Origin of the sequence: Streptomyces sp. NPDC058664 (assembly GCF_042716635.1) — a bacterium.
Classification (GTDB): Bacteria; Actinomycetota; Actinomycetes; order Streptomycetales; family Streptomycetaceae; genus Streptomyces.
In genome coordinates this window covers 1-13,576 of record NZ_JBHXRW010000046.1, presented here as the reverse complement: position 1 = coordinate 13,576, position 13,576 = coordinate 1, and the positions used below count along the sequence as shown (strand labels likewise).

Annotated in this window: 15 protein-coding genes; 13 read left to right on the top strand and 2 right to left on the bottom strand. The window is 70.9% G+C overall.

The features are described 5' to 3' along the window. The first annotated feature begins 10 nt into the window (after positions 1-10). On the top strand, positions 11-424 hold the full coding sequence (locus tag ACFWUY_RS29955) for a hypothetical protein (protein WP_384116668.1): 414 nt from the start codon (positions 11-13) through the stop codon (positions 422-424). Between the two features lie 78 nt (positions 425-502). Here ACFWUY_RS29955 and ACFWUY_RS29950 read toward each other — a convergent pair whose 3' ends face one another. Both ACFWUY_RS29950 and ACFWUY_RS29945 read right to left on the bottom strand, forming a co-directional pair. Next, on the bottom strand, positions 503-1,237 hold the full coding sequence (locus ACFWUY_RS29950) for a hypothetical protein (protein WP_384116665.1): 735 nt from the start codon (positions 1,235-1,237) through the stop codon (positions 503-505). A gap of 104 nt (positions 1,238-1,341) precedes the next feature. Next, on the bottom strand, positions 1,342-2,016 hold the full coding sequence (locus ACFWUY_RS29945) for a hypothetical protein (protein ID WP_384116662.1): 675 nt from the start codon (positions 2,014-2,016) through the stop codon (positions 1,342-1,344). Positions 2,017-2,181: 165 nt separating this feature from the next. Between ACFWUY_RS29945 and ACFWUY_RS29940 the strand changes: the two genes are divergently transcribed. From ACFWUY_RS29940 to ACFWUY_RS29885, 12 genes are all read left to right on the top strand, one after another. Further along, positions 2,182-3,621, top strand: a complete 1,440-nt coding sequence (locus tag ACFWUY_RS29940; protein ID WP_384116659.1) for an MFS transporter — start codon at positions 2,182-2,184, stop codon at positions 3,619-3,621. A 97-nt stretch (positions 3,622-3,718) separates the two neighbouring features. Next, a complete protein-coding gene (locus ACFWUY_RS29935; RefSeq protein WP_384116656.1) occupies positions 3,719-4,921 on the top strand; it encodes a trans-sulfuration enzyme family protein in 1,203 nt (400 codons plus the stop codon). A 64-nt stretch (positions 4,922-4,985) separates the two neighbouring features. Continuing rightward, entirely contained in the window at positions 4,986-5,525 is a 540-nt protein-coding gene (locus tag ACFWUY_RS29930; protein ID WP_384116654.1) for a MaoC family dehydratase, read from the top strand. Positions 5,526-5,660: 135 nt separating this feature from the next. Next, the gene (locus ACFWUY_RS29925; protein WP_384116651.1) at positions 5,661-6,503 is read left to right on the top strand and encodes a class I SAM-dependent methyltransferase; all 843 of its coding nucleotides are present in this window, start codon (positions 5,661-5,663) and stop codon (positions 6,501-6,503) included. Next, positions 6,500-7,513 carry a class I SAM-dependent methyltransferase gene (locus tag ACFWUY_RS29920; protein WP_384116649.1) on the top strand — a complete coding sequence of 338 codons (1,014 nt, stop codon included), beginning with the start codon at positions 6,500-6,502 and terminating at the stop codon, positions 7,511-7,513. Before ACFWUY_RS29925 ends, ACFWUY_RS29920 begins: the two co-directional genes overlap by 4 nt. A 174-nt stretch (positions 7,514-7,687) precedes the next feature. Continuing rightward, a complete protein-coding gene (locus tag ACFWUY_RS29915) occupies positions 7,688-8,581 on the top strand; it encodes a diiron oxygenase (RefSeq protein ID WP_384116646.1) in 894 nt (297 codons plus the stop codon). 41 nt (positions 8,582-8,622) lie between these two features. Next, a complete protein-coding gene (locus tag ACFWUY_RS29910) occupies positions 8,623-9,510 on the top strand; it encodes a hypothetical protein (RefSeq protein ID WP_384116644.1) in 888 nt (295 codons plus the stop codon). Between the two features lies 1 nt (position 9,511). Further along, on the top strand, positions 9,512-9,964 hold the full coding sequence (gene acpS, locus ACFWUY_RS29905) for a holo-ACP synthase (RefSeq protein WP_384116641.1): 453 nt from the start codon (positions 9,512-9,514) through the stop codon (positions 9,962-9,964). A gap of 12 nt (positions 9,965-9,976) precedes the next feature. Continuing rightward, complete coding sequence (locus tag ACFWUY_RS29900) at positions 9,977-10,240, top strand: phosphopantetheine-binding protein (protein WP_384116638.1); 264 nt, start codon at positions 9,977-9,979, stop codon at positions 10,238-10,240. Next, positions 10,237-11,478, top strand: a complete 1,242-nt coding sequence (gene metK, locus ACFWUY_RS29895) for a methionine adenosyltransferase (protein ID WP_384116635.1) — start codon at positions 10,237-10,239, stop codon at positions 11,476-11,478. The genes ACFWUY_RS29900 and metK overlap by 4 nt, the downstream gene beginning before the upstream one ends. Before the next feature lie 5 nt (positions 11,479-11,483). Further along, positions 11,484-12,467: a carbohydrate kinase family protein gene (locus tag ACFWUY_RS29890; protein WP_384116632.1), complete on the top strand. Its 984-nt coding sequence runs from the start codon at positions 11,484-11,486 to the stop codon at positions 12,465-12,467. Next, a partial coding sequence (locus ACFWUY_RS29885) for a homocysteine S-methyltransferase family protein (protein WP_384116629.1) occupies positions 12,464-13,576 on the top strand: 1,113 nt, incomplete at its 3' end. The genes ACFWUY_RS29890 and ACFWUY_RS29885, both read left to right, overlap by 4 nt.

Below are 13,576 nucleotides of genomic sequence, written 5' to 3'. Positions count from 1 at the left end.
GCTGGAGGGCATGACAGATTTCGTCCGAGAGGGGCGGTTCTTCAGAGTGACCGGGTTCAACCCCTCACACCGCCAGCTCTTTCTGACCAGTGAGGCCCTGCTCGCGGACCGGACCACGACGAGGGTCGAGGTCTTTATCGGGCATGTGGAACTGATGTTCCTCAAGCCCTACTACGAGAACGGGCTCCACATCCGGCGGGCGACCGCAGAAGAGTTCGCCGTGCTCCACGAACGGCACGGCATTCCGGCGGAGAACGCCGCCTACACCTGGATGCTGGAGCGGGACGGCGAGAGCTTCGTCGTCGGCAGCAATCCGAACTGGCGGGAGGCGGAGTACGAGCTGATGGGCGAGCGGCAGTCGTTGTACGACGCGCGTCTGCCCTGGCCGCCGGAATTCCCGGCGGAATCGGGGAGCGTCAGCTGACCGTCTGACCGTCCGAGCGAATGAGGAAGGGGGCCTCCCCGGTGCACCGCGCATCGGGGAGGCCCCCTTCGTGTTACGTCAGCCCGTCTGGGTGGAGAGGCGCTCCAGCTGGGCCTTCACCACCGGCTCCGGGATCGCCGCCTTCTTCGGGTCCAGCATGTTCACGCCGTAGAACGCCACGATCACACCCCCGCTGCGCACCACCGTGTACGTCATCGGCACCTTCTGCTTGCCGATGTCGCCGGTGATCCGGTAACCGACGGCCTCGTCGCCGAGCTTCGGCGCCGGGAGGTTCTCGACCTTGCCGTACGTGAGGCCCAGGGTCTTGAAGCCCTTGGGGCATTCGGCGACGGCCGTGCGGAGTTCCTTCATGACCTTGACGGCGTCGTCCTCGGAGTGCGAGGCGAGCCACATGGAGCCGACGGTCGCGTTCGTCGCCTCGCCGGGCTGGAGGGAGCGGTGTGCCACGCTCACCGCCGGGATGTGCGTGAACCCGCCGATCAGGCTGGCGAGGGGCTGGCAGGCCTTCTTGTCGGCCTCCATGCCGCGGCCGGCCTCGACATCCGCCGTGGCGACCTTCTTGGCGTCGAAGCCCGCGGTCCTTCCGGTGATGGCGGCCTTTTCGATGGCCTTTCCGTCGAGCGCCCCCAGGCGCTTCGCCTCGGCGGCCTTCTTCTCCTCGGGGCTCTGCGTGATCTTCGCGCTCGCGCCGGCCTTCGGCTTCTTGCCGTCGGATTCCGGCGATTCGCCGCTGCAGGCGGACATCGCGAGAAGGGCCGGTATGACGGCGGCAATAGGGAGGGCCCTGCGCATTTTCATGGTCTTCCTGGCATCTCTCGCTGGCGAAGAATGAGCAGAATGATCTTACCGGCGGTAGGCGGGCCCTCCCATTACGTTTTGGCTTCGACTGGGCCTTTTCAGTCCCGGTCGGAAATGTCCGTCAATTCCTTGAGTTCGCGTTCCATGTTCTCCCGGGCCTTCTCCTCCCACGCCGCCGCGCCGTACGGCGTCCGGAAGAGCCGGGGCAGGCCGAGGAGCTGGCGGAGGACCGCGGCGCGGCCCTCGCGGAAGGCGGGGTCGGGGACGAAGGCGTACTCCTCGCGGACCGCCGCCACGTACCCCCCGTAGGTGTCCGGGTCGGTGGCCAGGATCGCGAGGTCGGCGTCGCAGAGCGTCTCGCCGTTCAGGTCGCCCGGGTCCGGGTCGTGGGTGGTGGTGAGGCGGACCAGGCGGGCCACCTCCGCCACCTCGTGCGCGGTGAGGCCGGCCTCGGTGAGGGCCTTCTCGGCCAGGACCGCCGAGCGTTCCTCGTTCTCCGAGCGGTCCGGGCGGTAGACCGCGTCGTGGAACCAGGCGGCGAGCCGTACGAGCTCCAACTCGCCTCCTTCGCCGCCCTGGTCGGCCAGTTCGTCGATGTGGTCGAGGACCGCCCCGAGGTGGTCGACCGTGTGGTAGCGGCGCTGTGGCTCGGCCCAGCGGGAGAGCAGGTTCCGGCCGTACGGGGCGGGGTCGGGGCCCCCGCGGCCGGCGCGGGCGGCGAGCAGGGTGGCGTTCCAGCGCGGGAGCAGCTCGTGGTCTTCCTCTGCGGTCATGGGGGCATTCTGCCCGGCAGGCGGTGCGGAAGGGGTGCTTCCCACGCGCCCCCACCCCTCCCTTACATACCCCCCATGGGTATGCTACGGTGCTCCGCGAAGGTACCCCCTAGGGGTATGCCCCGAACGTAGCTCGGGGCTCGTCGCGAGCGAAGGGTCAGGGCAATGTCAACCGTCAATCCCCGGCGCTGGTGGGCACTTGTCGTGCTCGCCGCCGCACAGTTCATGGTCATCATGGACACCTCGATCATCGGGGTCGCACTCCCCGAGATGCAGAAGGACCTGGGCTTCACGCAGAGCGAGCTCTCCTGGATCTTCAACGCCTACGTGATCGTCTTCGGCGGTCTGCTGCTCCTCGGCGGACGCCTCTCCGACCTCGTCGGAGCCCGCAAGATCTTCGTCACCGGCTGGGCGGTCATGATCGCCGGATCCGTGCTGGCCGCCGCCGCGCAGACCGCCTGGGTCGAGATCGCCGGGCGCGCCGTCCAGGGCGTCGGCGGTGCGCTCATCGCGCCCTCCGCGATGACCCTGCTGATGATGCTCTTCATGCACGACCCGAAGGAGCTCGGCAAGGCGATGGCGCTCTACGGCGCAGCCGCCCCCGCCGGCGGCACCGCGGGCGTCTTCCTCGGCGGTGTCTTCACCGAGTGGATGAGCTGGCAGTGGGTCTTCATCATCTACATCCCGATCGGCCTCGCCACCCTCGCCGCCACCAAGCTGCTCCCGGACGTCGAGTCCCGCCGCGGCTCGGTCGACGTCCTCGGCGCCGCCGCCGTCACCGCCGGTCTCGCGCTCGCCGTCTTCGCCGTGGTCCGCGCCCCCGAGGTCGGCTGGGGCTCCACCGGCACGATCCTCCAGCTGATCGGCGCCGCCGCCCTCCTCGTCCTCTTCTTCGTGATCCAGAAGAGCATCAGCGAGCCGCTCATGCCGCTCAGCGTCTGGCGGGTCCCGCGCCTCGGCTCGGCCAACCTGGCCATGACGCTGCTCGGTGCCGCGTGGATCCCGATGTGGTACTTCCTCAACCTGTACCTCCAGCAGGTCCTCGGCTTCGGCGCCTTCGAGTCCGGTGCCGCGCTGCTCCCGATGACCGTGCTCCTCATGATCTTCATGACGGCCATCACCTCCCGGCTGATGACGAAGTTCGGCGCCAAGCCGCTCGTCGCGGGTGGTCTGCTCGTCCTCGCGGCCGGTCTGGTCTGGCTCGCCGCCGTCCCGCCGACCGGCAGCTTCCTCGTCGACGTCCTGCCGGCCTCGCTCGTCGCCGCGCTCGGCATGTCCCTCGCCTACATCCCGGCGATGATCGCCGCCATGTCCGGCGCCCCGCAGGAGCAGGCCGGTCTCGCCTCCGGAATCGTCAACACCACGTACAACGTCGGCTCCGCGCTCGGCCTCGCCGCGCTGACCGCCGTCGCCATGTCCCAGGGCGCCGACCAGCTCGGCAACCTGCCGAAGCTGACGGACGGCTTCTCGGCCGCCTTCATCGGCGCCGCGGTCGTCGCCGCCCTCGGCGGTGTGATCACCCTCCTCGTCATGAAGAGCGACAAGGCCGTGGCCGCCGAGGCCGCCGCCGCGCCCGCCGCGCAGGGCGAGAAGGTGTCCGCCTGAACCGCCCCGAAGGGGCCGCCCGACGTCCGTGTCCAGGACGTCGGGCGGCCCCTTTTCCGTATCGCGACCCCTTTTTCCGTATCAGGGAAGGAAAGCCGTGGAACTGAACACCCGCGCCGTGCACGTCTTCAACGAGCCCTTCCAGGGCGGCAGCCGGCCGCTCTCCGTGCCCCTCGTGCAGTCCTCCGCCTTCGCCTTCGACTCCGCCGCCGAGCTCGCCGACGCCATGGCGGGACCCGACGGGCAGTACGTCTACAGCCGCCGCGGCAATCCGACCGTACGGGCCCTGGAGCAGACCCTCGCCGGGCTCGAGCAAGGTGCGGGCGCCATCGCCTTCGCCTCCGGGATGGGAGCCATCAGCGGGGTGCTGCTCGCGCTCCTGCGGCCCGGCGACCGGGTGGTGGCCCAGCACTGCCTGTACGGGGGCACCCACGCGGTCCTGTCGGACCTGGCCGAGCGGTACGGGATCGAGGTCGTACGGATATCGGGCGACGACCCCGCGGAGGTCGAGGCCGCCGCCGTGCACCCCGCGACCCGGCTGCTCGTCCTGGAGACCATCGCCAACCCCACCGGCCGGGTCCCCGACCTGCCGGGGCTGCTCGCCGCCGCCCGCGCGCTCGGTGTGACGAGCGTCGTCGACAACTCGCTCGCCTCGCCGGTCCTCTGCCGCCCCCTCGAGCACGGCGCCGACATCGTCGTCCACTCGACCACCAAGTACCTCTCCGGGCACTCGGACGTCCTCGGTGGCGCCGCCGTCTTCGCGGACGACGCCCTGCGCCGCCGGGTGTGGCCCCGTACGGTCGAACTCGGCGCCTGTGCCGATCCGTTCGCCGCCTGGCTGACCCTGCGCGGGATACCCACCCTGCCGCTGCGGATGCGGCAGCACTGCGCCAACGCCGCCGCCCTCGCCGAGCGGCTCGAAGGCCACCCGGGCGTCACGGCCGTCCACTACCCCCTGCTCGCCGGCCACTCCTCGTACGACATCGCCCGGAAGGTGCTCTCGGGTGGCGGGGGGCTGCTCTCCTTCGAGCTCGCGGGCGGCCGGGAGGCGGGCCGGCGCTTCGTCGAGCGCGTACGGGTGGCCCGGCTCGCGCTCTCCCTCGGCGGGGTGGAGAGCCTCGTGACCCATCCCGCGTCGACCTCGCACCGCGAGCTGGACGGGCCCGCGCTCGCCGCCGCCGGGATCGCCCCGGGCCTGGTGCGGATGTCCGTCGGCATCGAGGACGCCGAGGACCTCTGGGCCGACCTCGAACAGGCCCTGAACCGAGGGGAATCCAGTTCTTTTGGGTTGACAAAATAAACGACTGATTCATAGATTGGGGGGTGCCAGGAAAAGACCACTCCTAGGTCAAGGGGGGCGCGTGATGCGTTACTTCGAGGACTTCCGGCCCGGCGACGTCCACGAGCTGGGCACCGTCACCGTCACGACGGAGGAGGTGCTGGAGTTCGGCAGGCGCTTCGACCCGCAGCCCTTCCACACGGACCCCGAGCGCGCGGAGCGGTCGCCGTTCCGCGGCCTGATCGCGAGCGGGTTCCACACCCAGGCGATGTTCATGCGCCGCTACGTCGACGGGCTGCTCGCCTACAGCGCCTGTACGGGCTCGCCCGGCATCGACGAGGTCCGCTACCTGCGTCCCGTCCGTCCGGGCGACGTCCTCACCGCGCGCGTCGAGATCCTCGGCTCCACCCCGTCGCCGTTCAACCCCGCCACCGGCACCGTCAGACCGCGGTGCACCCTGGTGGCCCCCGACGGGACGGCCGTGTTCAGCATGATCCTGCACAGCATCTTCCGCCGGCGCCCCGCCGACTCCGAGGCCGACCATCCGTCGTCGATGCCCGCGGCCGAGGACCCCGTCGCCTGCGCGCGACCGGCCAAGAACTGTGTCCCGGTCATGAGCGCCTGACGGAACCGTCCTTCCGTCAGGCCCTGCCCCTGAACACGGCCGTCCGTACCGCCCGTACCGCCGGCCGCCCGTATCCCGGCCACCTGTATCCCCGGCCGCCCGTACCGCCGGAAACCAACCGAAGGGAGACCTCCTGTGGAGGCCGTATCCCGCACCGCCCAGTGGACCGCCGCCGCGCGCGCCCTGGAGACCGAGCGCGAGGACCGGCTGTTCGCCGATCCCCACGCGCGCACCGTCGCCGACGAGATCGGCTTCGAGCTGCTCGACCGCTACGACGGCGGCGGCATCGTGCCGTTCCTCGCCATCCGCACCACCTACCTCGACCGGGCGATCGTCAAGGCCGTGGAGGAGCGGGGCATCCGCCAGGTCGTCCTCCTCGCCGCCGGCATGGACACCCGCTTCTTCCGGCTGCCCTGGCCCGACGGCGTCACCGTCTACGAGCTCGACCGCCCGGCCCTCCTGGAGGCCAAGGCCGAGATGCTCGCGAACGAGCCGCGGCCCGCCGGCCGCACCCGGATCACCGTCCCCGTCGACCTCACCCAGGACTGGACCGGTCCCCTCGAGGAAGCGGGCTGGAAGAGCGAGGAGCCCGTCCTGTGGGTGGTCGAGGGCCTGCTGTTCTTCCTGCCCGAGCAGGCCGTACGGGCCCTCATCTCGACGCTCTCCGCGCACGCCGCCCCCGGCTCCGTACTGCTCGGCGACGTCATCTCGAAGTCCGCCCTGGACAACCCGCTGGCCCGCACCTTCATGAGCGCGCTCAAGGAGGACGGCAACCCGTGGCTCTTCGGCACGGAGGAGCCCGAGGCGCTGCTCGCCGACTGCGGCTGGGCCGTGCGCGAGGTCAGGCAGCCCGGTGAGCCGGGCGCCGACTTCGACCGCTGGCCCTACCCGGTGCCGGCCCGGTCGGTCCCCCGCGTGCCCCGCTCGTTCCTGTTCACGTGCGATCTCCCCACCCACCGCGAGGAGGCGGCCGCATGAGCGCCCACGACTTCCACCAGAGGGTCATCACCGACGCCGGCGCGGCCGTCCGCGGCCTGTACAAGGCGCTGGCCGCCGACGGCCCCCTGACCGCGGCGCAGCTCGCCACCAGGACCGGCACGAACGAGCGGTACATCGAGGAGTGGCTGCACGCCCAGCTCTCCGCCGGGTACGTCGAGCGGCACCCGAGCTCCCGCGCGTACACCCTCCCCGCCGACCACGTCGAGGTCCTCGCCGACCCGAAGGCCGTCACCTACGCCGCCGGGTTCTTCACCGCCCTCAAGGCGCTGTACGCCACCGAGGACCTGCTCGTCGACGCGTACCGCACCGGTGACGGCGTCGGCTGGGCCGAGCACGACGCGGCCCTCGACACCGGCATGGGCTCCTTCTTCCAGCCGACGTACGAGCACAAGCTCGTCCCGGACTGGCTGCCCGCCCTCCACCAGGTCACCGACAAGCTCGCCGCCGGCGGCACGGTCGCCGACGTCGGCTGCGGCGTAGGCCACACCACCCTCCTCATCGCCAAGGCCTTCCCGCAGGCCACCGTGCACGGCTTCGACTACTCGGAGGAGGCCGTCTCGATCGCGCGGGAGCTCGCCGAGGAGGCCGGTCTCTCCGACCGGGTCGTCTTCGAGGTCGCCTCCGCCGACGACTACCCGGGCTCCGGCTACGACCTGGTGTGCTTCTTCAACGCCCTGCACGACATGGGCGACCCGGTCGCCGCCGCCCAGCACGTCCACAAGTCCCTGGACGCGGACGGCACCTGGATGCTCGTCGAGTCGAACGTCTCCCCGCAGGACATCGACGCCCAGACGCCCGCCGCCCGCATGTTCATGGCCCTGTCCGCCGTGATGTGCCTGCCCGTCGCGGTCGCCCAGCGCGGCCCGCACGCCCTGGGCAACCACTCCGGCGAGAAGGCCTTCCGGGCCATCGCGGAGGAGGCCGGCTTCACCCGCTGGCGGCGCGCCACGGAGACCCCGGTCAACGCGGTCTACGAAGTCCGTCCCTGAAAGCCGCCGGGGCCGGTCCCCCCGCACCGGCGAGTGAGCCGAAGGGGGCCGTCGGGGGAACGCGTCCGAGCACGCGGAGCTCCCGAGGGACGGGGGAGCGAGCACGCACGGACGCGTGAGCCCGACTCCAGGCCCCGGAGGCGAACCGAGCCCCAAAAAAGAGGAGCCACGATCATGGGCGTGACCGCCCCCCTGCCCGTCACCGACCGGTTCATGGAGGTCCTGGAGCGGCTCAGCGAGCGTTCCGTCGAGGACTACTACAACCCGTACCAGACCTTCCAGTGGCCCGAGACGCTGGAGGAGAACCGTTTCTGGATGACCCCGGAGCTGCTCACCGTCCACGGCACCGAGCACTACGACACCCTCGGTGAGGAAACGCTTCAGCGCCTGTCGAAGTGGGAGTCGATCAACTTCTACAGCCTCAACGTGCACGGCATCCGCGAGCTCCTCATCGAGGTCGTCGGCCGCATCCACATGCCCGGCTTCGAAGTGCCCTCGGACTTCTTCCACCACTTCATCGGTGAGGAGAACGAACACATGTGGTTCTTCTCCGAGTTCTGCCGCCGCTACGGCCACAAGATCTACGGCTCCACCGCGATGCGCGCCGACGCGGCCTGGGAACCGGAGGTCGAGAACTTCCTCGTCTTCACCCGCATCCTCTTCTTCGAGGAGCTCGTCGACCACTACAACGCCCGGATGGCGAAGGACGACTCCCTCTGCCACACCATCCGCGAGGTCAACCGCATCCACCACCAGGACGAGTCCCGGCACATCGCCTTCGGACGCGAACTGGTCTCCCTGCTGTACGGCCGGATGTGCCAGGCCGTGAGCGCCGAGCGGGTCCGCGAGGTCGAGGCGTACCTCAAGCGGTACGTCGTCTACAGCGTCAACTCCCTCTACAACCCCCACGTGTACCGCGACGCCGGCATCCCCGATCCGCTGGCCCTGCGCAACGCGCTGGTCGCCGACCCGAACCGCCGCCCCCACGAGCGCAAGGCGATCCGCAAGCCGCTCGCCTTCTTCCTGAAGACCGGGATCTTCTCCGACGACACCCTGCCCGTCGTCTGAGCGACGGCGACCGGACCCCTCACCCGAGAGGTGCACCGACCATGACCGTGACGACCCCCGAGAACGTCGGGGCGACCAGGGGCCTGCCTTCCCTGGGACCAGAGGGGACCCGCCTGCTGCGGCTCCTCGACGACACCTTCGAGAGCTGGGGAGTGACCGCGGGCGCCCGCCCGATGACCATGCCCCCGCTCCTGCCGGCCGCCGACCTGGCGAAGCTGGACTACTACGACAACTTCCCCCACCAGGCCGTCCTCACCGCCCCGCTCGACCTGGAGGGGCGCCTCACCGCACCCTTCGACGGCGAGCACGGGCACTGGCCCGCCGCCGCGCTCGAACCCGCCGCGCTCGGCCTGCCCTCGGCCTCCTGCTACGCCGTCTACCTCGACCACCAGGGCACCCGGGTCGCCGACGACACCCTCGTCACGACCTGCTCCTGGTGCTTCCGCAAGGAGACCCACTACGAGGGCATGCGGCGCCAGCTCGGCTTCCGGATGCGCGAGATCGTCGCCATCGGCGGCCGCGAGCACGCCGAGACGCACCTCGCCGACTTCACGGCCCGTATCCAGGCCTTCGCGGCGGCGCTCGACCTGCCGCTGCGCAAGGAGGCCGCCTGCGACCCGTTCTTCGACAAGGGCGGCTCGAAGGCGCTCCTCCAGCGGCTCACCCCGGTGAAGTACGAGTTCCTGTACGAGGACCTGGCCATCGCCTCGGTCAACACGCACCGGAACTTCTTCGGCGACCGCTGCGACATCACCCTGGAGTCCACCGGCGGCCCGGCCTTCACCAGCTGCGTCGCCTTCGGCCTCGAACGGTGGCTGTCCGCACTGACCCGGCGCCACGGCGACTGGGAGTCCGCCCGCCGGGCGGTGCTCGACGCGAACGCCCGTATGCGGGCCGATGCGAGTGGCGCGGCCGGGCCGGTGATCTGACGTGCCGGCCCGTCCCGCCGCCCCGCCGGCGGGCGGCCTGGGGTGGGCGAACCTCGGCATGGACATCGTGTCCGTCAACCGTGTCCGCAGGCTCCTCGCCCAGTACGGGGAGCGGTTCTTCGAGCGGATGCTCACCCCCGGCGAGCTCGCCGACTGCCGTACCTCCTCCGGGCTCGACGTACTGAGCCTGTGCGGGCGGATCGCGGCCAAGGAGGCGGCCTTCAAGACCTTACGGGTCAGGGGCAGGTTCCTGCCCTGGTCGGACATCGTGGTGCGGCGCTCCGAGGGCGGCTGGCCGCTCGTGGAGCTGCACCGATCGGCCGCCGAGATGGCCGCCGAGTCCGGCATCACCGAGATCACCGTGTCCATCAGCCACGACGTGGACTACGCGGTGGCGGTGGCCGCCCCGATCATCGCCCCCGCCCCCACCCCTTCCGTATCCAGTAGCAGCTAAAGGAGAGCAACCATGGCCGACGGCCTGCAGACGGTGAAGAACTGGATCCTCGACCGTCACCCCGAGCGCGACGACATCGCGTCCGACCTCGACCTGATCGAGAACCGGCTCATCGACTCGCTGTCCTTCGTCGAGTTCGTCTTCCTCCTGGAGCAGGAGAGCGGCACCGCCATCCAGATGGAGACCCTGGAGGTCGAGTCCATCCGCACCCTCGCCGCCATCGAGCAGCACTTCTTCAACACCCCTGCGCAGGTTCCGGTGGAGGTCCAGGCATGAGCCGCCGCCTCTTCACCTCGGAGTCGGTGACCGAGGGACACCCCGACAAGATCGCCGACCGGATCAGCGACACCATCCTCGACGCGCTCCTCACCGAGGACCCGTCCTCGCGCGTCGCCGTCGAGACCCTGATCACCACGGGTCTCGTGCACATCGCGGGCGAGGTCACCACCACGGCGTACGCGCCGATAGCGAAGCTGGTGCGCGAGGCCGTCCTCGACATCGGCTACGACTCCTCCGCGAAGGGCTTCGACGGCGCCTCCTGCGGCGTCTCGGTGTCGATCGGCGCCCAGTCGCCGGACATCGCGCAGGGCGTCGACACGGCGTACGAGTCCCGGGTCGAGGGCACGGGCGACGAGCTGGCGGCCCAGGGCGCCGGCGACCAGGGCCTGATGTTCGGCTACGCCTGCGACGACACCGCCGAGCTGATGCCCCTGCCCATCGCGCTCGCCCACCGCCTCTCGCGCCGGCTCACCGAGGTCCGCAGATGCGGCACCGTGCCCTACCTGCGGCCCGACGGCAAGACGCAGGTCACCATCGAGTACGACGGGGACCGCCCGGTCCGCCTCGACACGGTGGTCGTCTCCTCGCAGCACGCCGCCGACATCTCCGTCGAGGGCCTGCTCACCCCGGACGTGCGCGAGTACGTCGTCGAGCACGTTCTCAAGGAGCTGGTCGAGGAGGGCGTCAGCCTGGAGTCCGACGGCTACCGGCTCCTGGTGAACCCGACCGGGCGCTTCGAGGTCGGCGGCCCGATGGGCGACGCCGGACTCACCGGCCGGAAGATCATCATCGACACGTACGGCGGGATGGCCCGGCACGGCGGCGGCGCCTTCTCCGGCAAGGACCCGTCGAAGGTGGACCGCTCGGCGGCGTACGCCATGCGCTGGGTCGCGAAGAACGTCGTCGCGGCCGGCCTCGCCCGCCGCTGCGAGGCGCAGGTGGCGTACGCGATCGGCAAGGCCGAGCCGGTCGGTCTCTTCGTGGAGACCTTCGGCACGGGCACCCTGCCGGACGAGACGATCCAGGCGGCCGTGAGCGAGGTCTTCGACCTGCGCCCCGCGGCGATCATCCGCGACCTGGACCTCAAGCGGCCCATCTACGCGAAGACGGCGGCGTACGGCCACTTCGGCCGCGAGCTCCCCGAGTTCACGTGGGAGCGCACGGACCGCGTGGAGGCCCTGAGGACGGCGGCGGGGGCCCTGAAGAAGGCAGCCCGTCAGGGAGAAGGGGTCTGAGGGACATGCGTATCGCTGTCACGGGATCCATCGCGACCGACCATCTGATGACCTTCCCCGGCCGGTTCGGCGAGCAGCTGCTCGCCGACCGGCTCGACCGGGTCTCCCTGTCGTTCCTCGCCGACAACCTGGAGGTCAGGCGCGGCGGAGTGGCAGCGAACATCGCCTTCGGACTCGGTGTCCTCGGCCTGCGTCCCGCCCTCGTGGGCGCGGTCGGCGCCGACTTCGAGCCGTACCGGGTCTGGCTGAAGGACCACGGTGTGGACACCGACTCGGTGCGCGTCAGCGAGTCGCTCCACACCGCCCGGTTCGTCTGTACGACCGACCGGGCCCAGAACCAGATCGCCACCTTCTACGCGGGGGCGATGGCCGAGGCACGCGAGATCGACCTCCGCGAGGTCGTGGCGCGCACCGGCCGCCTGGAACTGGTCCTGGTCTCCCCGGACGACCCCGAGGCGATGCTCCGGCACACCCGCACCTGCCGCGACCTGGGGATCCCCTTCGCCGCCGACCCGTCGCAGCAGCTGGCGCGGCTCGACGGGGCGCAGGTGCGGGAGCTGGTGGACGGGGCCAGGTTCCTGTTCACCAACGAGTACGAGACGGCGCTGCTCCTGGAGAAGTCGGGCTGGGCGGAGGCGGAGGTGCTGCGCAGGGTCGGCACCTGGGTCACCACCCACGGCGAGGCGGGCGTCCGCATCCGCGGCGAGGCCCGGGAGCCGCTCGCGGTGCCGGCGGTGGAGGTCGCAGGAGTCGTCGACCCGACCGGGGGCGGGGACGCCTTCCGCTCCGGGTTCCTCGCCGGCTGGCTGTGGGGCGTACCGGAGCGGTGCGCGGCGCAGCTGGGCTGCGCGGTCGCGGCGACCGTCCTCGCCTCCGTGGGGACGCAGGAGTACCGGCTGTACCGGGACACGCTCCTGGACCGGATCAGGACGACGTACGGGGTGGGTTGCACGGCGACCCTGGTGACGCATCTGAGGGGGTTGTCGTGAGCGCTGTCCGGCCGTCGCTCCGGGACGAGTTCGCGAAACGGGTCGTGGTGGCCGACGGGGCGATGGGCACGATGCTCCAGGCCGCCGACCCGAGCATGGACGACTTCACGGGCCTCGAAGGCTGCAACGAGATCCTCAACCTGACCCGCCCCGACATCGTCGCCTCCGTCCACGACGCCTACTTCTCGGTGGGCGTGGACTGCGTCGAGACCAACACCTTCGGCGCGAACCTGGCGGCCCTCGCCGAGTACGGCATCGAGAACCAGGTGTACGAGCTGTCCGAGGCCGGCGCCCGGATCGCCCGCACCACGGCGGACGCGCACACGGCCGCCGACGGCCGCCCCCGCTGGGTCCTCGGCTCGATGGGCCCCGGCACGAAGCTGCCGACCCTGGGACACGTCACGTACGAGCCGCTCCGCGAGGCGTTCCGGCAGAACGCGGAGGGCCTGATCCGGGGCGGCGCGGACGCCCTCCTCATCGAGACCTCGCAGGACCTGCTCCAGACGAAGGCGGCCGTCATCGGCGCCCGCCGGGCCCTGGACTGGGTCGGCGTGGACCTGCCGGTCATCGTGCAGGTCACGGTGGAGACGACGGGCACGATGCTGCTCGGCACGGAGATCGGCGCGGCCCTCACCGCGCTCGAACCGCTCGGCATCGACATGATCGGCCTGAACTGCGCCACGGGCCCTGCGGAGATGGCCGAGCACCTGCGGCACCTGTCGCGGCACTCCCGCATCCCGATCTCCGTCATGCCGAACGCGGGCCTGCCCGTCCTCACCTCCGACGGCGCCCACTACCCCCTGTCGCCGGCCGAACTGGCCGACGCCCAGGAGGCGTTCGTACGGGACTACGGCCCCGCCCTGGTCGGCGGCTGCTGCGGTACGACCCCGGAGCACCTGCGGCAGATCGTGGAGCGGGTGCGGGGCGCGGCCGTCCTCCACCGGCGCCCGACGCCGGAGCCGGGAGCGTCCTCCCTGTACGGCCATGTGCCGTTCCGCCAGGACACCGCCTACCTGGCGATCGGCGAGCGGACGAACGCCAACGGCTCGAAGAAGTTCCGCGAGGCCATGCTCGAAGGCCGCTGGGACGACTGCGTCGAGATGGCCCGC